The organism is Ulvibacterium sp., from assembly GCF_028285715.1.
Lineage (GTDB): Bacteria > Bacteroidota > Bacteroidia > Flavobacteriales > Flavobacteriaceae > Ulvibacterium.
In genome coordinates this window covers 208,780-230,576 of record NZ_JANQOO010000017.1, presented here as the reverse complement: position 1 = coordinate 230,576, position 21,797 = coordinate 208,780, and the positions used below count along the sequence as shown (strand labels likewise).

The window sequence follows — 21,797 nt, the reverse complement described above, 5'->3', positions numbered from 1 at the left end:
ATTTGAAGCCTAGGGTACGGGATCGTATCCTTTTCCACCCCAAGGATGACAACTAAAAATTCGCTTAAGGGATAACCAACCTCCTTTAAAAAGGCCGTGTTTTTTCAAGGCTTCCAAGGTGTATTGCGAGCATGTAGGGGAGTATCGGCAAGTGGCCGGAGTGTACGGAGAGATTGCGGTTTGATAAAACCGAACCAGGAGGACAAAGGGGGCTATCAAAATTTTTTTTAGGGTCATCGAAGTAGTTTTGGTGACTGATTTGACTGTTCTTAAACAAAGAAAGGGTCTTGGGTAGTACTCAACCTCTTATGATTGCCAGCATTACGAAACGCTAAATGTGGTACCTTCCTTCCCATCCTTTAATTGAATCCCCAAGGCCGCCAGTTGATCGCGAATGGTGTCCGAAGTAGCAAAGTCCTTATTCGACCTTGCTTCGTTGCGCAACTGGATCAATAGTTCCACGACGCCCTCAAGCTTATCGGGATCCTTTCCGTTATCCGAATTTTGTGCTAAGCCCAGAATATCAAAAACAAAGGAATGCATACTTTGTTGCAAGGCGTGCTTATGTTCCAAACGAATACTTTCCTTGCCTTCCTTAATAAGGTTAATGTGCCTTACCGCATCAAATAGGTGAGCGATGAGCATTGGCGTATTGAAATCATCATTCATGGCATCATAACACCTCTGTTTCCATGCGCGAAATTCAAAATCCGTGGATTCCCCTGTTTCCAAATTGGCAAGGGTGTCCATTGCCTCAATTAGGCGATTGAATCCTTTTTCAGAGGCCAAAAGTGCTTCGTTGCTCAAATCCAAAATACTGGCATAATGGGCCTGCATCATAAAAAAACGCACTACAGGTGGAGAGAAAGGCTTACTCAGTATGTTGTTTTCTCCCGTAAAAATCTCGTTTGGATAAATGTTATTGTCCGTGGATTTGGACATTTTTCTACCGTTGAGTGTCAGCATATTGGCATGCAGCCAATACCGTACAGGACTATGTCCCGTACTTGCCTGTGCCTGTGCGATCTCACATTCGTGATGCGGGAATTTTAAATCCATTCCCCCTCCATGTATATCAAAGGTTTCACCCAAATATTTGGTACTCATGGCCGTGCACTCCAAGTGCCAGCCTGGAAAACCATCACCCCAGGGCGAAGGCCACCTCATTATGTGCTGAGGTTCGGCTTTTTTCCAAAGTGCAAAATCCTGGGGGCTTTTTTTCTCATCCTGGGCGGTAAGCTCACGGGTATTGGTAACCATATCCTCCAATTTCCTACCGCTTAATTTTCCGTATTCGTAGGTTTTGTTGAATTGAATGACATCAAAATAAACAGAACCGTTTACTACATAGGCATACCCCTTTTGCAGAATTTCCTTTATGATCTCTATCTGCTCAATAATATGGCCCGTAGCCGTAGGTTCTATACTTGGAGGTAACAAATTGAACTTTTGTAAGGTATTGTGAAAATCTACCGTGTATCGCTGAACTACCTCCATGGGCTCCAGTTTTTCCAATCGGGCCTTCTTTGCAATTTTATCCTCGCCTTCATCGGCATCATCGGTCAAATGCCCCGCATCGGTAATATTGCGCACATAGCGCACCTTATAGTCGAGGTGTTTAAAATACCGGAACATCATATCAAAGGATATGAAGGTACGGCAGTTGCCTAAATGTACGTTGCTATATACGGTAGGGCCACATACGTACATGCCAATATGGCCTTCGTTAAGGGGCTCAAAGACTTCTTTTTTTCCAGAAAGTGAGTTATGGACTTTTAAGTTCTGGCTTTTGTACAACTGCATACGCTTGTGGGGCTATTCAAAATGGGTGTCCAGATTAATATAATCCAAAAATTCGCGACGTGTAGCCTCTTCCTTAAATTTTCCACCATATTCCGCCGTTACCGTACTACTATCGATATCCCTGATTCCCCTTGAATTTACACAAAGGTGCTTGGCATCGATTACACAGGCCACATCTTCCGTTCCCAAAACGTTTTGGAGTTCCTTTACGATTTGGATGTTCAACCGTTCCTGGACCTGGGGTCTTTTGGCGTAGTAGTCTACAATACGGTTCATTTTAGAGAGCCCCACTACGGTTCCGTTGGAAATATAGGCTATATGCGCCTTGCCCACAATAGGTAATAAATGGTGCTCACAGGTAGAGTAGAGGGTAATGTTTTTTTCCACCAACATTTCCCCATATTTATATTTGTTCTTGAATGTAGAGGATTTTGGTTTTCGATCGGGATGCAAGCCACCAAAAATTTCGTTGACGAACATTTTGGCTACCCTCTTGGGTGTGCCTTTTAGGCTATCGTCATCCAAATCCAGTCCCAAAGTGAGCATTATGTCCCTTATGTTCCGCTGTATTCTTTCGATTTTTTCCCCGTCTTCCAAAACAAAGGCGTCTTTCCGCATAGGGGTTTCCTCGGAAGAGGGAACATGGCTGTCCCCCATCTCCTCAAAATGCTCTTCCAATGTGCTATCCATTTTCATTCTGCCGTGGGTTATTCGAAGCGCAAAGATATACATAAAATGGCACTTTACGCCTTATTTGCCCTGCTACACAACATAAATTAGTGTTAACAAGGGTCCCTTTCTAAATTTACAAATTCCAGAATCCTACCTGCTTATGAGATGTATTATCGCCATATGGGCCTTGGTCTTTTTTACAAGGGTACAAGATGCTGTGGCTCAGGTTTCTGCAGATTGCGATAACGCCGTTCCCATATGCAATAATACCCCCGTAAATGGAGGTACCAATGGTTTTGGGCTAGATGATTTCAATGGGACTCCAACAAGTGGATGTTTGGAGGAAGCCTTGGCTGGAGCTATTGAATCCAATTCGGCTTGGTACCGCTTTAGAACGGGCGCCAGTGGGCAATTGGGGATAAATATCGGTATTGATACCGATGAAGATTGGGATTTTGCCCTTTACCAAACCAGCGACTGCACTGACTTGGGGAATCCGGTCCGTTGCAATTTTTTTGATAATCAGGATCAGAATGGATTTATCGGTATAGGGGAAGATCCCTCCGGAGATACCGATAATGTGCAATATGAGGATTGGCTCCAAGTAGAACCGGGTGAGGATTATTATCTATTGATCAACAATTTTAGCAATAACAATTCTGGGTTTTCCATTCAATTCTCAGGGCAGATTTTCGTGACCAATCCCTATGATGCACTGGATTGTTCCATTATTGATAACCTGCTTGGGCCACCTATATCGGCTTGTGAAAATGATACGGTGGTATTGAACGCCACTACGGTGAATGCCACCAACTACGAGTGGTTTATGGATAGTGGTAGTGGGTTTCAACTTATTTCTGGAGAAACTGGCCCTACCTTGCAGGTAACCCAATCGGCATTATATAGGGTAAGGGTATCCCTACCTTCCGGAAGTTCTATAATAAGTGAGGTACAAGTTGCCTTTTCCGCCCTTCCGATGGCTTTTCCCGTATCGCATGATGCTATTTGTTCGGACTCGGGAGCCTATACCCTCTCCCAAAAAAATGGTGAGGTTCTTGGAAGTCAAGATCCACAGGAATTCCGGGTCGGTTATTACGCGAGTTATTCCGATGCGGTGAACGGCTTAAATGTCCTTCCCGAACAATATATTCCGGGAATAGGGGCGCAGACCATTTATGTTAGGGTAAGTTCCTTGGAAAACCCTAGATGCTTTGACGTATCCCAACAGTTTCAGCTTACGGTTTTGCAGACCCCAGTTTTGGATTTTCCTTCGGAGGTAGAAATCTGTGAGGACAACTCCGGAATAGTTATAGGAGATCCTTTTCCCAATACGGCATTCCATTACTTATGGGATTCCGGGGAGACTACCTCTTCCATTATAGTATCGCAAGAAGGCGTGTATACGCTAACCGCCACAAATTCGCAGAACGGTGAAAACTGTACAAGTTCGTCAACGGTTACCGTTAGGGTCTCTAGGCCACCTGAGATAACGGATGTTATTATAGAAGATTTACAGAACGAAAATTCAGTGACCGTTATTACCCAGGTTGAGGGCGACTTTGAATACCGTTTGGATGATGGGGCTTATCAACCGACCAATGTTTTTACAGACGTGCTTCCTGGAATGCACGCGGTTACCGTGAACAATCGGTTGGGCTGTGGTTCCGTCACGGAAAACATAGTAGTAGTCGGCTTCCCTAAATTTTTTACCCCGAATGGGGACAATATAAATGACGATTGGCATATCATCGGAATGTTAAACCTTAGGGATCCTGTTGTGTCCATTTTTGATCGTTTTGGCAAGTTGTTAAAGAGTTTGGATTCCAATTCCACGCATTGGGACGGGCGGTTCAATGGCCGGGAGGTACCCTCTTCGGATTACTGGTTTAAGCTTACCTATATGGACGATAATGGCCAATTGACCACGGCCAAATACATAAACAACCACTTTTCGTTACGTCGTTGAACACTTTGGATTTTGAATTTCTGTAGCAGTTCATCGATAAACGGCAGAAATCTTCGTTCAAAATATACTAAACCCGGTCTATCCGAGTTATTCTTAGTGATCAATAGTGTAACGTAAGCCCCATACTCCATGCGAACACTTTTTTTTGCCATTTGTGCCCTATTTCTAACTACATTGGCAATACAAGCACAAAACTCTCCGGATTGTAGAACCGCTATTCCTGTATGTGCCGATCAAGGCCCTTTGTTCTTTGAGGCTGATGGTAGTGGGGATATTGATGACTTTGATCCCGATGTCATCCGAAGATCGGGCTGTTTGGAAAAAGGAAGTGTAGCCTCGGCAAATATTGAGAACAATACCTCTTGGTTTGTGTTTCGTGCGGGAACCGGAGGACAAGTGGGTTTTGACATTGAAGCCCTACCTGTGGGGGGGTCCGGAACAGTTACCGCCGAATGGGACTTTGCCGTTTATGGTCCCGATGTGGATTGTACGGATATAAGCAACGGTACGGCAGAACCTATCCGTTGTAACTATGAGGTAAATGACACAAATTTTACGGGAATTGGGGTAAATCCCGAAAACGGGCAACAGGGTGCTCCTTTTTTGATAGGTAGCCAAAATACATATGATGAATGGTTGGATGTACAGCCTGGAGAGATTTATTATATCCTAATCAATAATTTCAACACTAATTTTGATGGGGACCCGGAACCCTATTCCATTACTTTCACTGGTACGTCCGTGGATGATGACCAGAATACCGCACTCGATTGTACGTTACGCGATGAGTTTCTGGGACTGGATATCATTGCATGCGAAGGAGATCCCGATATTACGTTAAGCGCGTTGAACTCCCCCGCAGGAGCGGATATTGCCAACGTTGCCTGGACCGTGGACTATGAAGATGATGGGGTTATAGATGATACTTTGACCGGTACCGGGCCATTTGGGGCCGAATTGATTGTCGCCAGTCCTAATTCAGGGCGCTATTTTGCGGAAATTACCACCATTACGGGTACCCCGCCAACCGTAGCGGACGTCGGAGGGATTCTTATAACATTTTATGGAATTCCCGTATTGGATCGGGTAGAAATCCTTGATACGAATTTGTCCGAAGATCCGGATATGAACAATGTTGAAATCTTTGTCGATGGGGACGGGGATTACGAATATGCGATTAATGGGGGCGAGTTCCAGGATGACCCGGTTTTTAGGGATATCCCTCCGGGTTTAAATACGTTGATCATTAATGATAAAAATGGATGTGGTACCACCGAACCCCTGGAGTTTCTTGTAGTAGGTTATCCCAAATTCTTTACACCTAACGGAGATGGAATTCACGATGCCTGGAATATACTTGGAATTGAAACCTTGAATGATCCGGCGGTATTTATTTTTGACCGCTATGGAAAGCTTTTAAAACAATTGAATGCCGCTACAATTGGATGGGACGGTACCTTTAATGGTAGGCCAATGCCTTCGTCGGATTACTGGTTTAGATTCGAATACTCTGAGGATGAGGAAGGCATCGTCGTAGCCAAGACCAGAAAAGCACATTTTACGTTAAAACGATAAAAAAATGACGGTCATTTGACCGCCATTTCCAGTATATTCGATTCTTGAGATCTTAAAAATTTAAGGTAAAGCCTAGGGTCACGTTTGTATTTAAACGGTTTATCGCCGCGGGGGTCGTTAGGCCGGTATCAAAAAGAAATTCCGCAACATCCCGTTCTGTTCTGCTTACGGCGAGATCAATCCTACTGGCCCCGAAATTATAGCCAATACCTCCGGATATTCCTTCTAGGTCTCCAATGATATTTCCATCTTCATATGGGCTTTGTTCAAAGCGGTATCCGCCCCTAAGGCTAAAACGGGCTATTCTATATTCTCCTCCCACCCTAAAGGAGGAAACCGTGCCCAATTGGTTTGCGATATCTGCATTTACAACCGAGAAGCTAGGGTCGCTATTGGGTCTTAATTCAGCTTCGGACATATCTTGGTAACCATAGTCGAAACTCAGTAATCCGTTCTTTCCGAAAACCACGGCCAAACTTCCGGTAATTTTCCCTGGGGTCTTTATTCGGTATACCTCAAATAGATTGACGACGTTGAAATTGATAAAGTTGATATCGTCATCGGCAAGATCGGAATTGATGCGTTGTGAAAAATTATCCGTCAATCGGTACCATGTAGGAGACTGATAACTTCCTCCGATTCGTATGAAGTCGTTCAATTTTGCAATCGCTCCCAGGCTAAACGAAAATCCAGTGCCCTCCGTATGTAAAAGATTATCAAAAGTGGTGAACTGGATTTCGGAATCGGGATCGTATCCGTTTTCAGTAAACTGGTCGTACCGATCATAGACTAAATTATGGAAATTCAAGGAAGCCCCCAAGTAAAGGGTTTCCCGATATTGGGAACCGAAATTTAAGGTGAAACGGCTGTTATATCCAGAGGTACTTCGTAAGAATTCCTGATTAACGGTACTGTAGTCCGCGTTGCTTACATAGGCGGTATTATCGTCCTCCAATTCCGCTGGATCTATGAGTCCTCCATAATAGCCTAGAAATGCCTGCTGGTCACCAAAACCTTGCACAGCTCCAATATCCAAGTAGGCTTCCTCCAAGAACTCGCCATCTTGCAGCAACAGTGAACCAAAGGGAACACCTTGGGCAAAATTTAAGAAGTAGTTATCTATACCTTGATTGCTATCGCCCGCGACAAAAAACTCATTATCAAAATTTTCTACAACATCATAATTAACGGCAATTGAGAATTTTTTCCAATCGGCGTCCGAACTGGTATTTTTAAAGACAAATACTCCTCCCAATTGATTTAGGTCTACATCATGGTTTACCGTTCCGGTAGAACCATTAAAATAACTGGCCGCATTGTCCACGGTATAATGGGTGCCGGAAACCGAGAAGAGGCTATTGTTAAAAACCGCCGAACCGGCAGGATTGGCATTTAAGGCGGATAGATCTCCTCCCAGGGCTCCGAAGGCTCCGCCCATTCCCTGGAAGCGGGCGGTTCCCTGAATGTTTTCTGTGCTGTATCGCAATACGTCGCTAATGTTCTGGGCACTGGTTACTGCACATACCAGTAGCATGATGAAAGTTAAGTGACTTTTCATGATCGAAATTTTTGTACTAAAGTTCTTGATGATTATATGGGCTTAATTTCTTCTACCTCCTCCGCTTCTACCTGAAGATCGACCGCCTCCCGAAGACCGACCACCACCTGAAGATCTGTACGACCCCCCGGAGCTTCTGTAGCTTCCCCCAGAGCTTCTGTAACTCCCTCCGGAGCGGTAGCTTCCACTACTCCTTGAACTTGAACTTCGGCTTCCCGAGGAGCGATAGCTACCTGTTCTTGGTGACGAACTTCGATAGGACTGATTGCCTCTAGAGCTTGAACCTCTATAAGCATTACTTCTAGTGCGATTTCCCGAACTATAACCCGAAGTTCTAGGAGCGGTACTTCTGGATCCACTTCTGTAGGTGCCATTCCTTGCCGTACCATTTCTATAGCTTTGACTTCTGGAAGAACTATTGTATCTAGGTACAGCACGTGTACTTCTACTGGTTCTGTATGCTCTATTTCTATCAACGCTTACCGTTCTCCTTCCCGTAGTTCCGCTTCTATAATTTCTCGAGTTCCTAGTCGTACCGTTTCGAGTAACAGCAGATCGGGACCTTGTTGTGGTATTGCTTCTATATCGGGGAGATGTACCTCTTGTCCTAACATTTGAGGTTCTGCCGCGCAAATTGGACCTGCCTGTACCGGCAATGGTGTTCCTATTATAGTAGCCGCGTCTACCTCTGTTAAAGGCAAAGTTTCTGTTACGACCGTAGTAGCCGCCCCAACCCCAGTTGTTCCAGCCCCAGCCGCCGGCCCAGCCCCAGTTGTTCCAGCCCCAGCCCCAGCCGCCGCCCCAGCCCCAACGGTTCCATCGCCATGGGTTGTTCCAACCCCAGCCCCAGCCGCCGCCCCAGCCCCAGCCGTTCCAGAGCCATGGATCGTTCCAGCCCCAACCGAAGCCGCCGCCCCAGCCCCAGGCACCGCCCCAGCCCCAGTTGTTGTCGTAGACATTGATATTTACGCTTGTGGCATTGTCTCCCCATCCTGCATAACCTACATAATCATTTTCATTGTTATCAAAATAATCGGTCAATTGGTCCTGGTTTGCTATGCTATCATTTTCTACGGTGCTGTAGGAATCAATATCCGTAAAAATCTCGTCCTCTAGAATTTCCTCTACCTGATCCGCCTTTTGCCCAAAGTAATCCGCATAGGTGTTGTTCTCCTTCTGCTTTCTTACCGTTCTGCTTTGTTGTGGATTTTTTTCAACAACACGAACGTTATCGTTGGAATAAATACCATCGTTATCATAATAGGAAGCCTGTTGATAAGATCCGCAGGAAACAACCAAAAAACTGATAATCATGGCAAGGGCCATCGGGTATATTTTGTGGTGGGGTAGAGAACGTATCATCATAGTAATTTTAATTGTTGAACATATTAAAAATAACTAGTTTTACCCAATTATTTTGCTGACATATGCACAAGTTTTGTGCCAAACTACGGATAATGGGTAAAAATTTGACAAAGCGAAGCGATGATTATTCCAAATGGTATAATGAACTCGTCATTAAGGCCGATTTGGCCGAAAACTCAGGAGTCAGGGGCTGCATGGTAATTAAGCCCTATGGTTTTGCCATATGGGAGAAAATGCAAGCCGGGTTGGATAGGATGTTCAAGGAAACGGGACATGAAAACGCCTACTTCCCCTTGTTTATACCCAAATCATATTTAAGTAAGGAGGCCAGTCACGTTGAAGGGTTTGCCAAGGAGTGTGCGGTTGTTACGCATTATCGGCTAAAAAATGCGGAAGACGGGAGCGGTATCGTAGTGGATCCCGAGGCACGTTTGGAGGAGGAACTTATTGTGAGGCCTACATCGGAAACCATCATTTGGGATACCTATAGAAAATGGATTCAATCCTACAGGGATTTGCCTCTTCTCATAAATCAATGGGCCAATGTAGTGCGCTGGGAAATGCGGACCCGGTTGTTCCTGCGTACCGCAGAGTTTCTTTGGCAAGAGGGACATACGGCTCATGAAACGGAAGATGAGGCGATTGAAGAGGCGGAGAAAATAATGCATGTATATGCTGAATTTGTTGAAGGGCAGATGGCCGTACCGGTAATAAAAGGAATTAAAACGGAGAGCGAACGCTTTGCCGGAGCCGTGGAGACCTATTGCATAGAGGCATTGATGCAAGACGGTAGGGCCCTTCAGGCGGGGACATCCCACTTTTTGGGCCAAAATTTTGCCAAGGCCTTTGATGTAAAATTTGCGACCAGGGATGGGAAACAGGAACATGTATGGGCCACATCCTGGGGTGTCTCCACCCGACTTATGGGGGCGTTGGTCATGACCCACAGCGATGATAACGGACTGGTTCTCCCTCCAAAATTGGCACCTATTCAAGTGGTAATTGTACCAATTTATAAAGGGGTAGAACAACTCGAAGCTATTTCTGATAAAGTCGATCCTTTGGTAAAGGCGTTGCGTAAGAAGGGAATATCGGCAAAGTATGACAACCGGGATACCCATAAACCTGGTTTTAAATTCAATGAATATGAGCTAAAAGGAGTACCTGTACGTTTGGCCATTGGTCAGCGCGATATGGAAAACGGCACCTATGAGGTGGCACGTAGGGATACCTTGGAAAAGGAGACTGTTGCCATGGAGGAGGTAATCCCTAAAATTGAGTTTTTACTAGAGGATATTCAGAAAAACATTTACCAAAAGGCATTGGCGTTTAGAACGGGACACATTACCGAGGTAGATTCCTATGATGAATTTAAAGCTGTTTTGGAAGAAAAGGGAGGGTTTATCCTGGCTCATTGGGACGGGACACTGGAAACAGAAGATAGGATCAAAGAGGAGACCAAGGCTACTATTCGCTGTATTCCTATTGATGCGAAGGCTGAAGCAGGAAATTGTATGGTCACCGGCAAGCCGTCCTCTAAAAGAGTACTCTTCGCCAAGGCCTATTAAAACTGGCAAAAAATAAGAATCCGTTATTGCGATAGTTAAAAATAATTGTATTTTTGCACCCGCTTGAATGGTATTAATATCATAAAAGGTTGCATTTTTGTATAGTAGCGGCCCGTTCGTCTAGGGGTTAGGACGCCAGGTTTTCATCCTGGTAACAGGGGTTCGATTCCCCTACGGGCTACAAAGTGTAATGGATAGAAAATCGGGAATACCAAAAACTGAAAGTTTTGGTTCCCCTTTGGATTAGGCCCGTTCGTCTAGGGGTTAGGACGCCAGGTTTTCATCCTGGTAACAGGGGTTCGATTCCCCTACGGGCTACTTAAAAGCATAGGCACCGGCCTAAACGTAATATATATTTGAGATGGCAAATCATAAGTCTGCATTAAAAAGAATACGAAGAAACGAAGCGGTTCGCTTAAGGAATAGGTATCAGCATAAGACCGCACGCAATGCTATTAAGAAACTGCGTGCCGAAGAGAAAAAGAAGGATGCCGAAGCCATGTTGCCAGGTGTTGTTAGTATGATCGATAGATTGGCCAAGCGAAACATTATTCATGCCAATAAGGCCGCCAATTTAAAAAGCAAACTGGCCAAGCACGTGGCCGCTTTATAAAATATCGCAAAATATTTTTTGAAAAACGCCCTTTTTAAAGGGCGTTTTTGTTGCCTTGTATTTACCATGTCTGTGCTGCGCGCAATCGTTTATGATTGATGCTTGCCGTTCTCCACCCTGTTTAGGACATCTTTGTACGTGTATTTTTCAAATATCCTGTAAAGATTGTCCCAGGTAATTTAAAGTCACCCTTAATGTTAAAGTTGTATTACAGAGGCAACTGTTAACGCATCTTTTAATCTATACTATTAAATGGATTTTAAATGTTTGTTATGAAAAAGTACCTCAGATTGCAAAATGTTCTTCTTCTCTCTTTGCTCACCCTTTTAACAGTATCCTGTCTAGATGATGATAGTAATGATCTTCAAAGACCTCAGGAAAACATTGCGGACTTAGTAAGGACAATAGACGATTTATCACTCTTGGAGTCCGCTCTGGAGCGGGCAGATTTGGTTTCTGGTTTGGAAGAATTGGGCTCTTTTACCTTATTGGCACCAAATAATGCGGCCTTAAGCGATTTTTTGGAGAGCAATGACTTTGCCAATATAGATGCCGTACCTGTAGATATCCTTAGGCAGTTATTGTTGAACCATGTGCTACGCGGGGAGTTTCGCTCCGGTAATTTAGTGGGCCTTTCTGGATACGTGGAGACGCTTGCTCCCGGCCCTATTACCGATACAAGATTAAACATGTATGCCGATGGTACGGATGGTATTGGCTTCAACAATATGGCGAAAGTAGCCCAAGGTGGAAGGGATATTACCGCTTCCAATGGCTCTATCCATATTGTTGATGCGGTAATAGAGCTGCCTACTTTGGCCACTTTTGTGTTGTCGGACTCCAATTTTAGGGATTTGGAAACGGCCTTGACCGCCGCTACTCCTTCGGTGGACTATATCACCCTACTGGGAGAAACCGCTCTGCTTACGGTATTCGCACCCTTGGATACCGCCTTTGATGCACTTTTGTCCGGAAATCTAGATTGGAATTCTTTGGATGACATCGATGAGGATCTTTTAAATGCGGTATTGTCACATCATGTCATTGGCGGTGCCAACATTGTTTCTGCGGATATAGAAAACAATGAGGAATCTCCGGCGACATTGGAAGGAGATACTCTCACCTTTATCGTTACGGCCAACAATACCGTGTTAATAACCGACGGAAGCGGTAATGGGGATACAGCCATAACAGCTGTGGATATTCAGGCCACCAACGGTGTTTTACATGTCATCAATAGAGTGATGATTCCAAATACCGAAAACTGACTTTTCTTGCTGAGAAAATAAAAAGCACCCTTCGTTAACTATAATTTTCGTCTATATATGTTATGGCCTGCTGTTGTGACAAAAAGGCAAAGCTCGCATAACGATGGTGGACATCCACAATTTCGTCCAAGGCAGATTTCACAAGTTCTGTATTCTTCCATGTTTTCAATGCGCCTACTACAGTTTCAAGGCATCCCTTTTTGTAGGCAATTTGCCCAAGCACATGAATGAGTGTATTTCGGACTCGTGAAGTCTCATCATGTTGCAGTTTTTCCAAGAGGGGCAGAATATCCTGGGGATGTGTACGCCCCCTTAACTCAATGCCATGGCAAATCTCCCGTCGGATTTCCTTATCTGGATGTCCGAGATATTTTTTGGCCCATTTGAGTGTGGGTATGGGATTTTTTGCCCCCATTTTCTTTACGGAACCTATTACAGCATTTCGTACGGAATGGTGATTGTCAAATAGGCCTACTTCAAGAAAATGCCGCACCACTTCAAAATTTCCCATACCAATTTCCCCTGCCGCATTTATGGTCGTTTGCCTAACTTTCGGATTATTCGATTTCAACGACTGATTCAGAATCTTCAAAATTTTCGTGCGCAATTCTGGGGTATTCTTATAAAGTTTGCCGATGGACAGATAGGCCGTTTTTCTAATATAGGTATCCTCATCGGAGAAATAGGGATGAATCCCAATAAGTCGGGTTCTTGATACGGCTTCGTAAATTTCCCTGTTTATGGTATTCACCAATCGTGTACGTTCCGATTTGGACAAGTCATAAAAACCCATTCCGGTTGGTTTACTTCGTTTAATGTACAAACAAAAAACCCGATGACATAGGCCATCGGGTCATATCTTTTTAACCGGAAACCTATTGGTTCATGGTCATCAAGAATTCCTCGTTGTTCTTGGTTTGTTTTATGCGCTGTTCCAAAAATTCCATGGCCTCTATAGGATTCATATCGGCAAGATACTTGCGCAAGATCCACATACGTTGGATGGAATTCTCGTCCAATAAAAGATCATCCCTTCGGGTAGACGAGGAGACCAAGTCTATGGCTGGGAATATTCTACGATTTGAAATGCGCCGATCCAGTTGAAGTTCCATATTACCGGTACCCTTGAATTCCTCAAAGATTACCTCATCCATCTTGGAACCGGTTTCTGTCAAGGCGGTAGCAATTATGGAAAGAGATCCTCCGCCTTCAATATTACGTGCAGCCCCAAAAAATCGTTTTGGCTTGTGCAGGGCATTGGCATCTACACCACCGCTCAATACCTTCCCAGAAGCAGGTTGTACCGTATTATAGGCACGTGCCAGACGGGTTATGGAGTCCAAAAGTATCACAACATCGTGCCCACATTCTACCAAGCGTTTTGCCTTTTCCAGTACAATATTGGCCACCCGTACATGTTCCGTAGCTTCCTTGTCAAAGGTAGAGGCCACCACTTCACCCTGAACGTTACGCTGCATATCGGTAACCTCTTCAGGTCGTTCATCGATAAGTAATATGATTTGATATACCTCGGGATGGTTCGCCGCAATGGCGTTGGCAATATCCTTGAGCAACATGGTCTTCCCTGTTTTGGGCTGGGAAACGATCATACCCCGCTGTCCCTTACCTATAGGGGAGAACAAATCTATTATTCTTGTGGAAATATTACTTTGGCGCTCCGCCAACTTAAATTTTTCTTGTGGGAAAAGGGGGGTCAAATGCTCAAAGGAAACTCGATCACGGACCACTTGTGGGTCTATGCCATTAATTTTGTTTACTTTGATCAATGGGAAATATTTCTCCCCTTCCTTTGGTGGACGCACATTTCCCAAGACCGTGTCCCCGGTCTTAAGACCGAACAATCGTATTTGCGATTGGGAGACATAAATATCGTCCGGAGAAGATAAATAATTGTAATCCGAAGATCGCAAAAAACCATAACCATCCTGCATAATGTCCAAAACCCCCTCACTTTCGATAATACTATCAAACTCAAATTCAGGTTCTTTATAACGATTCTTTAAGTCTTTATCAAAATTACTATTTCGTTTATCCTGACCATTCTTTTGGTGGTGCGGGTTTTTCTTGTTTTGGTTTTTATGTTGGGAAGGCTGTTTTTGTTGATCTTTTCTAGGCTGATTGCCGTTTGTATTTCGTTGGGGATTATCGTTCTTCGTATTCTCGGAAGAAGTGTGTGGCGTATTCTCCTGCGTTTCCTCTTTGGGTCTTTCTTGGGACACTCGTGCCCTTTTTGGTTTTTCCGCGGGGACGGCCGTAGCAACTTCGGCGGCAGCCTTAGGATTGGAAGCTTGTAAATCCAGGATTTGGTAGACCAAATCCAATTTCTTTAAAGTCTTGAATTTAGGGACGTTAAGTCCTTTTGCTATTTCTTGAAGCTCAGGAAGCTTTTTCGATTTTAAATCTGAAATCTCAAACATTAAGTAAAGTATAAATTATACGTTTTAGATATGGTAGCAAGAAGTGTATTGTTATTCGGGTATTACTCGGGAAAGATTTCCCTGCAGGTAAGTGCTATAACTAATAACGCCACAATAATACAAATTATTTTCAACAATTGAAGGATAAATAGTAAAAAGACCCTTATTTTTGCAATCCTTAATGCGGTATAGGCAATGATACAACGAATACAATCTGTTTATCTTTTTGTCGTAATCCTTTTGGGAGCTGTCCTGCCTTTTTGGGTCAATCTTTGGTCGAATGATGAAGGAAACGAGATTTTTGCCCGGGATGAAACGTGGATTTCCGTGGTATTCTATGGTTCTTCCATCTTGGCAGCCGTAGCTATATTGCTTTTTAAGAATAGAAAAAATCAATTTGTGGTCAACAGATTGAATATAATATTGAATCTTTTTTTACTGGGATTTTTCGTGTATCGATCACTAAATCTATCCGGAGAGACCATTGTCTCGGAGAAGGGTATTGGGATGTTGATTCCTGTATTTTCTATCGTTTTTCTGGTCCTGGCAAACAGGGCCATCAAAAAGGATGAAGATCTTGTAAAATCTGTAGATCGTTTACGTTGAACCTAACATCTAAGTAGTATTAGTGTGTAAGACCCTGGATCTGTTCCAGGGTCTTTTTATGTATAATTCTTTCATTCGGATGTGGTAACATAGGTATCCAAACGATCGAAGACGGAACCCCAGCCATTGTAAAAGCCCATTTTTTCCTGTTGTTTGCAATATTCCTCGGTCTCGTGTAGCACGTGAAAAGTAAAGTTGGTCGTATCTCCATTTTCTTTAAAAAGGATATGTAATTCCACATTTTCCGTCATGGGCTTAAAATCTGCCGAGGTTACTATCTTTTCAAATTCAATGATTTCCAAATAAACACCTTCGGTAATGAATGTGCTCCCGTCCGGCATTTGCATACTGTATTTCCATCGGCCACCTACCTCAAAATTGTGTTCGATTACTTCTGTCTTCATTCCCTTGGGCCCCCACCAGTGGGCAATATGCTCTTGTTCTGTCCAGGCCTGCCATACTAGGGACAAAGGTGCCTGGAAGGTTCTTTCTATGGTCAAGGTTCGGTTTTTTGATGCGTCCAGTTTGCTCATTTCTTTGGTTTATGGGCCTTCCCATCGGGTAGGCGGGTTTGTAATCGCATTAAATAGTCTTCAAAGGAATCAAGTTTGTCTTCCCAGAGTTTTTTGTATTGATCGATCCATAAAAATGCGGGAATTAAGTTTTTAGGCCGTATTTGACAATAACGTTCCCGCCCTTGCTTTCTAATGGCAACAAGCCCACATTCCTGTAGGATTTTAAGATGCTTTGAAATGGCGGGTCGGCTTACATCAAATTTTTCGGCCACGGAATTTACCGTAAGTGTCTCTTCCGCCAATAGCTGAATAATATCCCTTCGTACGGGATCGGCTATAGCCTGGAAAACGTCTCTTCTCATATTGGGTAACTGTTCGGTTACAAATATATAGGAAACCGTTTGGTTACGCAAATTTTTATAAAAAAAATCATGGCGGAGTTTTTTGACAGGATTAAACGTTATCGCTTGGCGGATATTTTTTCTTCATGTACCATAACGCCATCAACATCATAGTGCGTAAATCTAATAATAGGGACATCACGCTCTCGATAAACCTTGGTAGCTAAAAACCCGCCCTTGACCCGTAAAAACCGATGTTCGGGTTTTACATGGTTCGGATTCCATCCCTGGGCGTGGGAATCACTGACGGGACCTTGACTGAATTCCCAAAGCCCTGTTAGGGGATCTACGGAAACGTACTGCCAATGACGGTCTCCGTTGATTACAAACACATTTTGGTCGGCAAGGTACTGGCGTAACCACCTACCTTCTGTTTCGAAAGAGGCATTGGAATGATTATCGAATTTACCCTTTGGACGATCGGGACCTACAATTGGAGTAGGGGAGACGAGTATTTTAAAGGTAGCATCCGAAGATTCTACGGTCCGCTTGAACCAATCGATTTGTTCTGCTCCCCATATTGTCTTTTCCTTACTATCCGGAATCTTGTTATCGCTTCGAAACTCCCTTCCCTCTACGACCCATACCTGTAAATCCTTTCCCCAACGAAAGGTTCTGAAAGGTTTTCCCATGATAGGAACTTGCTCCCTCCAAATCGAGAGCCCGTCCTCAAAACTTAATTCCCCAAATGGCGATGAATACGGGGTGGCGTCGTCCTTTAATAGGTCATGGTCATCCTTTTGGACGTATAAAGGTGTTACCTTATAAAAATCCATAAGGGAGGGCCAGGAATTCATGGCGTGCCATTTATGTCTTGCCAATTCAAGAGTATAGGCCATTGGCCCAGGCTTGTCATAATAGATGTAATCCCCGGTTTGGCAGTGGAACACTGGGTTCAATTTCAACATGCTGTCGTAAATTTTAAATCCACGTATGGGATCATCATAGGACCAATAGTACTGGCACGTTGAGGATGTGAACAGTATTGGGGCCGGTTCTGCCTTAGAGGGTGCCGTGGTAAATTTGCCCTTGCTTTGGGTTATCGGAGATCCCTCTCCTTTTCTTCCCTCCAGTATTAGGACATATGTGGTATGGGATTTTAGACCCTCAAACTTCTTTTTAAGCGTGAAATCTCGGTAAACGGAGACATGCGTCCAATCGGTTTCGATAAGGGTATCCTTGGATTGCAATCGTATTCTTACCTGGCCGAAGGCTCCTTCCACAGCTCCTTCCATTTTGTGTACGGGAGTATTGTTATCAAAATCTATAGGACTTTTAAACGGGGCCTCTTTTCGTTTGTGATAAACGGTGACGGGTCTGGACGTTTTGCACAATCGTGTCAATAGAATTGCTGATGAATCGGTTACCTCCCCAATCTTATATCCTGTTGTGAAGTATACGTGATCGGTGGTTTCCTGGGCCTTGAAATTTTGATAGAGCGAGGAGGCAAAAAATAGAACGAGGAGTAAAATCTTGTTTTTCATTTTAGGGTGTAAGTATTCATTTTGTTTCAATACTAAATGTATCCCTAAAACTAAACCAAATCTATCGCTTGCCCAATTCCACTACCTCCAAATCCTTAATGGTGTCCCCATCTATTACGAAGCGCAACATGGTCCTTACTTGATGAAATCCATGCCTCCCACAGGCTCCGGGGTTCATATGGAGCACACCCAACTTCTTGTCCATAACTACCTTTAGGATGTGGGAATGGCCGCTGATAAACAGTTTAGGTGGATTTTCCTGGATGTTCTTCCGCGTTCTGGGATTATATTTAGGTGGATAACCTCCAATATGAGTCATATATACATCCACGCCTTCACACTTAAACCGATTGTCCAATGGAAATTCCTTTTGGATGATAGCATCATCAATATTGCCATAAACCGCCTTTACTGGTTTCAGCTTGGCCAAGGCATCCGTTACCCTAAGGCTCCCGATGTCTCCGGCATGCCAAATTTCATCGGCCTGTGCCGCGTACTTTAAAATAGTGGTGTCCATATGGCTATGGGTATCCGAGAGCAGTAAAATTTTTGTCATCTTTGTCGTTTGCCAAATTTTGGATGATTGAAATCAGACCGAAGTATCATTTAATAACCGTTATATTTACCATCACAAAACTAGTATATCCCATTGAGATATTTTGTTCAATTCTCATACTTTGGTAAGGCGTATCACGGTTGGCAAAACCAGCCTAATGCCGTTTCCGTGCAACAGATTTTGGAAGAGGCCTTCTATACGATCCTCAGGCACCCTATTGAACTAATTGGGGCAGGGCGTACGGACGCAGGCGTACACGCTCTACAAATGTTTGCCCACTTCGATACAAAACCTATTGCAGACACTCTACAATTAACACATCGGTTGAATGCCTATTTGCCTAGTGATGTCGCCATACAAAGAATTTTTGAAGTTCCATTGGACGCCCATGCCCGTTTTGATGCCTTATCCCGAACGTATACCTATTGGGTGGTTCAGGAAAAGAATCCGTTTTACATGGATACCGCCTACTATGTGAGGCATCCTTTGGTCATTGAAACAATGAACGAAGCCGCAAACCTCTTGTTATCACATCATGATTTTGAGTGTTTTTCCAAGTCCAACACGGATGTAAAGACCTACCTGTGTACCGTCAAAGAGGCCTATTGGCAGCATGAGAACAACAAATTGATTTTTACCATAACCGCCAACCGCTTTTTACGAAATATGGTACGGGCCATAGTGGGAACCCTTTTGGAAGTTGGTACGGAGCGATGGACCGTAGATGATGTTAATACTATCCTAAAAAGTGGAGATCGACAAAAAGCGGGGCCTTCCGTCCCCGCAAAAGGGTTATATTTGACCACTATTGGCTATCCAAATACGATTGTAAACATCCATGAACCAAGATTCGGGAAAAGCGTTTGATGTTCGCCTTTTTAAACGGTTGATGGCGCATACCCGCCCCTACAAGATTACTTTTTATGGGGTGGCTTTGGCTGCCATATTATTGTCTGCCTTTGCTGTGGCCACACCCATTTTATTGCAGGAAATCATTAATGAGGCGATTAGAAAGAGTGATGCCAGCTATCTTTGGATTCTCACTTGGCTCATGCTTGGGGTCCTTTTGGGGCAGGTGATAAGTCAACTTAGCTTTAGTTATTATGCCAACTGGTTGGGAGAATCCGTAATAAAGGATGTGCGCATAAATCTGTTCCAACATATGTTGGGTTTCCGGATGAAATACTTCGACAATTCATCCATAGGAGTTTTGGTCACCCGAGCCGTAGCCGATATGCAACGTATTGGAGAAATTTTTAGTCAAGGTTTCTTTATGATCGTAGCGGATTTGTTGAAGATGCTCGTGGCTGCTGCAGTAATGCTGGTCATTAACTGGAAACTGGCCCTTATTGTTTTTGCGCTGCTTCCAATAATTCTGTATGCTACGCGACTTTTTCAAAGAGCTATGAAAGTGGCCTTTACCGAGGTGCGTGCTGAAGTGGCCAATCTAAACTCCTTTGTACAGGAACGTATTACGGGAATGAAGATTGTTCAGTTGTTTACCCGTGAGGAGATTGAGAGCAATAAATTTCGGGAAATCAACAAAAAACATCAAGATGCTTGGCTAAAGACGGTATGGTACAATTCCATTTTTTTTCCAATTGCCGAAATCGTTTCTTCCATTGCGGTGGGACTTATCGTTTGGTATGGGGGATTATTAAATGTGGCCAATATCGGCACCAATGAGTTTGGTACTATTTTCGCTTTTATTCTGCTCATTGATATGCTCTTTAGACCGCTACGCCAAATAGCGGATAAGTTCAATACCCTTCAGATGGGCATGGTGGCTGCAAATCGGGTATTCGGTATACTGGATACCAATAGCCATATTCAAGATATGGGTACTATGGTAAAGGAAGATATACGAGGTGATATCCGGTTTTCCGGGGTGAGATTCGGTTATGTAAAAGATGAAGAAGTACTACATGGTATTTCCTTTGATGTTAAGGCAGGGGAGACCATAGCCATTGTTGGGGCCACCGGCGCTGGAAAATCAACGATTATCAATTTATTGAACCGCTTCTATGAAATCAATTCGGGAGCCATTTTAGTGGATGGAACGGACATTAAGGATTTCCAACTGACTTCTTTGCGGTCTCATATTGCCGTGGTACTGCAAGATGTCTTTCTTTTTGCGGACACCGTCGCCAATAATATTTCCTTAAAGGATACCTCAATATCCGTTGAAACCATAGAACAGGCGGCCAAGAAAATAGGAGTACATGAATTTATCAGTAGTTTGCCAGGCGGATATGGCTATAATGTTAAGGAACGGGGTACCATGCTTTCCAGTGGTCAACGGCAATTGATAGCATTTTTACGGGCCTATGTAAGCAACCCGAGCATACTTATTCTGGACGAGGCCACCTCTTCTGTAGATACGTACTCCGAACAATTAATACAGCAAGCCACCGAAAAGATTACCGAGGGCCGAACTTCCATTATTATTGCCCACCGGTTGGCGACTGTCAAAAAAGCCAATAGGATCTTGGTCATGGACGCTGGAAAAATAGTGGAAACCGGTACACACAAGGAGTTACTTGAAAAAGGCGGGTATTATAGCAAACTCTACGAAGCTCAGTTCTTAGCAGAGGAGGTGGCCTAATTAAATGATATCATCCTTTAGCATTGCGGCCAATTGTGCCAAATCATCAAAATTTACAAATTCCCCGTTTTTTATATAGGAGATTAATCCTGTCTCTTCGCTAACGACCAAGGCTAACGCATCTGTCTTTTCTGTAATGCCTACCGCGGCACGATGCCGTAGACCAAAACGTAAGGGGATATTCCTCTCATTGGAAACTGGGAGAATGACCCTTGTGGCGACAATATGATTGTTTTCAATGACCGTGGCCCCATCGTGTAGTGGGCTGTTCTTATAGAAGATACTTTCCAAAATGGGCTGGTTTACCTCAATGTACATGGGATCGCCCGAAGATTTCACGAAATCTAGGGAATTATTTCGGCCAATGACAATAATGGCCCCTGTTTTGGTAGCGGCCATTTTTTCGCAAGCGCCTAAAATGGAATCCACATCGATACTTGATGACAATCCGTCCCTTCTTAGAAATTTAAAATGTCTTATAAAATTGCGTTTATTAGCGAAATTTGTAGACCCGATCATCAGAAGAAATTTTCGGATTTCCTGCTGGAAGACTATGATCAAGGCAATGAGTCCCACCTGCATAAATGCTCCTACCATGCTGCTGATCATTTCCATTCCCAAAAGTTCCGTCAGCTTCCAGAAGGCCCAAACAATAACGATACCGATAAAAATATTTATGGCTACGGAACCACGGACCAATTTATAGATGTAATAGAGGAGAACAGCTACCAAAACAATGTCCAGAATATCGGTTATCTTAAAGTCGATAAAATTCAGAAAATCCAAATGCGTAGCCGTTTTTGT

The 21,797-nt window shown here is 43.8% G+C and carries 20 protein-coding genes and 2 tRNA genes; 10 read left to right on the top strand and 12 right to left on the bottom strand.

The window, feature by feature from the left end; translation table 11 throughout:
• Positions 1 to 9: 9 nt before the first annotated feature.
• The 3 genes from yidD to folE all read right to left on the bottom strand — a co-directional run bounded on the left by yidD (position 10) and on the right by folE (position 2,499).
• Positions 10 to 237 carry a membrane protein insertion efficiency factor YidD gene (gene yidD, locus Q0993_RS08005; RefSeq protein ID WP_299531616.1) on the bottom strand — a complete coding sequence of 76 codons (228 nt, stop codon included), beginning with the start codon at positions 235 to 237 and terminating at the stop codon, positions 10 to 12.
• A gap of 84 nt (positions 238 to 321) precedes the next feature.
• Complete coding sequence (cysS, locus tag Q0993_RS08000; protein ID WP_299531613.1) at positions 322 to 1,803, bottom strand: cysteine--tRNA ligase; 1,482 nt, start codon at positions 1,801 to 1,803, stop codon at positions 322 to 324.
• 12 nt (positions 1,804 to 1,815) lie between these two features.
• On the bottom strand, positions 1,816 to 2,499 hold the full coding sequence (gene folE / locus Q0993_RS07995) for a GTP cyclohydrolase I FolE (protein ID WP_299532823.1): 684 nt from the start codon (positions 2,497 to 2,499) through the stop codon (positions 1,816 to 1,818).
• Positions 2,500 to 2,635: 136 nt separating this feature from the next.
• Between folE and Q0993_RS07990 the strand changes: the two genes are divergently transcribed.
• Positions 2,636 to 4,441, top strand: coding sequence for a T9SS type B sorting domain-containing protein (locus Q0993_RS07990; RefSeq protein ID WP_299531610.1), 1,806 nt, complete (start codon positions 2,636 to 2,638; stop codon positions 4,439 to 4,441).
• A gap of 129 nt (positions 4,442 to 4,570) precedes the next feature.
• The gene (locus Q0993_RS07985; protein WP_299531607.1) at positions 4,571 to 6,016 is read left to right on the top strand and encodes a T9SS type B sorting domain-containing protein; all 1,446 of its coding nucleotides are present in this window, start codon (positions 4,571 to 4,573) and stop codon (positions 6,014 to 6,016) included.
• A gap of 52 nt (positions 6,017 to 6,068) precedes the next feature.
• Here Q0993_RS07985 and Q0993_RS07980 read toward each other — a convergent pair whose 3' ends face one another.
• Positions 6,069 to 7,574 carry a UPF0164 family protein gene (locus Q0993_RS07980; RefSeq protein ID WP_299531604.1) on the bottom strand — a complete coding sequence of 502 codons (1,506 nt, stop codon included), beginning with the start codon at positions 7,572 to 7,574 and terminating at the stop codon, positions 6,069 to 6,071.
• Positions 7,575 to 7,616: 42 nt separating this feature from the next.
• Positions 7,617 to 8,939 carry a hypothetical protein gene (locus tag Q0993_RS07975; RefSeq protein WP_299531601.1) on the bottom strand — a complete coding sequence of 441 codons (1,323 nt, stop codon included), beginning with the start codon at positions 8,937 to 8,939 and terminating at the stop codon, positions 7,617 to 7,619.
• A gap of 92 nt (positions 8,940 to 9,031) precedes the next feature.
• Between Q0993_RS07975 and proS the strand changes: the two genes are divergently transcribed.
• The 5 genes from proS to Q0993_RS07950 all read left to right on the top strand — a co-directional run bounded on the left by proS (position 9,032) and on the right by Q0993_RS07950 (position 12,388).
• A complete protein-coding gene (gene proS / locus Q0993_RS07970) occupies positions 9,032 to 10,507 on the top strand; it encodes a proline--tRNA ligase (RefSeq protein WP_299531599.1) in 1,476 nt (491 codons plus the stop codon).
• 109 nt (positions 10,508 to 10,616) lie between these two features.
• A tRNA-Glu gene (locus Q0993_RS07965) sits at positions 10,617 to 10,688 on the top strand.
• A 65-nt stretch (positions 10,689 to 10,753) separates the two neighbouring features.
• A tRNA-Glu gene (locus Q0993_RS07960) sits at positions 10,754 to 10,825 on the top strand.
• Positions 10,826 to 10,868: 43 nt separating this feature from the next.
• Positions 10,869 to 11,120, top strand: a complete 252-nt coding sequence (rpsT, locus tag Q0993_RS07955; protein WP_120712698.1) for a 30S ribosomal protein S20 — start codon at positions 10,869 to 10,871, stop codon at positions 11,118 to 11,120.
• A gap of 272 nt (positions 11,121 to 11,392) precedes the next feature.
• Complete coding sequence (locus Q0993_RS07950) at positions 11,393 to 12,388, top strand: fasciclin domain-containing protein (RefSeq protein WP_299531591.1); 996 nt, start codon at positions 11,393 to 11,395, stop codon at positions 12,386 to 12,388.
• A 34-nt stretch (positions 12,389 to 12,422) separates the two neighbouring features.
• Here Q0993_RS07950 and Q0993_RS07945 read toward each other — a convergent pair whose 3' ends face one another.
• Together Q0993_RS07945 and rho are read right to left on the bottom strand one after the other, a co-directional pair.
• Positions 12,423 to 13,181, bottom strand: a complete 759-nt coding sequence (locus Q0993_RS07945; protein WP_299531589.1) for a HEAT repeat domain-containing protein — start codon at positions 13,179 to 13,181, stop codon at positions 12,423 to 12,425.
• An 82-nt stretch (positions 13,182 to 13,263) separates the two neighbouring features.
• Positions 13,264 to 14,826: a transcription termination factor Rho gene (gene rho / locus Q0993_RS07940; RefSeq protein ID WP_299531587.1), complete on the bottom strand. Its 1,563-nt coding sequence runs from the start codon at positions 14,824 to 14,826 to the stop codon at positions 13,264 to 13,266.
• Positions 14,827 to 15,021: 195 nt separating this feature from the next.
• Between rho and Q0993_RS07935 the strand changes: the two genes are divergently transcribed.
• A complete protein-coding gene (locus Q0993_RS07935) occupies positions 15,022 to 15,432 on the top strand; it encodes a DUF4293 domain-containing protein (protein ID WP_299531584.1) in 411 nt (136 codons plus the stop codon).
• A gap of 71 nt (positions 15,433 to 15,503) precedes the next feature.
• Here Q0993_RS07935 and Q0993_RS07930 read toward each other — a convergent pair whose 3' ends face one another.
• From Q0993_RS07930 to Q0993_RS07915, 4 genes are all read right to left on the bottom strand, one after another.
• Positions 15,504 to 15,965 (bottom strand): SRPBCC domain-containing protein, encoded by a 462-nt coding sequence (locus tag Q0993_RS07930; protein WP_299531582.1) that lies wholly within the window; start codon positions 15,963 to 15,965, stop codon positions 15,504 to 15,506.
• Positions 15,962 to 16,309, bottom strand: a complete 348-nt coding sequence (locus Q0993_RS07925) for a helix-turn-helix transcriptional regulator (RefSeq protein WP_299531580.1) — start codon at positions 16,307 to 16,309, stop codon at positions 15,962 to 15,964. Before Q0993_RS07925 ends, Q0993_RS07930 begins: the two co-directional genes overlap by 4 nt.
• Before the next feature lie 98 nt (positions 16,310 to 16,407).
• Positions 16,408 to 17,832 (bottom strand): alkaline phosphatase D family protein, encoded by a 1,425-nt coding sequence (locus tag Q0993_RS07920; protein WP_299531578.1) that lies wholly within the window; start codon positions 17,830 to 17,832, stop codon positions 16,408 to 16,410.
• Positions 17,833 to 17,893: 61 nt separating this feature from the next.
• Positions 17,894 to 18,388 carry a metallophosphoesterase family protein gene (locus Q0993_RS07915; RefSeq protein ID WP_299531575.1) on the bottom strand — a complete coding sequence of 165 codons (495 nt, stop codon included), beginning with the start codon at positions 18,386 to 18,388 and terminating at the stop codon, positions 17,894 to 17,896.
• Between the two features lie 93 nt (positions 18,389 to 18,481).
• On the opposite strand from Q0993_RS07915, the gene truA reads away from it, so the two are divergent.
• Both truA and Q0993_RS07905 read left to right on the top strand, forming a co-directional pair.
• A complete protein-coding gene (gene truA, locus Q0993_RS07910; RefSeq protein WP_299531573.1) occupies positions 18,482 to 19,255 on the top strand; it encodes a tRNA pseudouridine(38-40) synthase TruA in 774 nt (257 codons plus the stop codon).
• Positions 19,227 to 20,993 (top strand): ABC transporter ATP-binding protein, encoded by a 1,767-nt coding sequence (locus tag Q0993_RS07905; RefSeq protein WP_299531570.1) that lies wholly within the window; start codon positions 19,227 to 19,229, stop codon positions 20,991 to 20,993. Before truA ends, Q0993_RS07905 begins: the two co-directional genes overlap by 29 nt.
• Here Q0993_RS07905 and Q0993_RS07900 read toward each other — a convergent pair whose 3' ends face one another.
• The gene (locus tag Q0993_RS07900; RefSeq protein ID WP_299531569.1) at positions 20,994 to 21,779 is read right to left on the bottom strand and encodes a diadenylate cyclase; all 786 of its coding nucleotides are present in this window, start codon (positions 21,777 to 21,779) and stop codon (positions 20,994 to 20,996) included.
• Between the last annotated feature and the right edge of the window lie 18 nt (positions 21,780 to 21,797).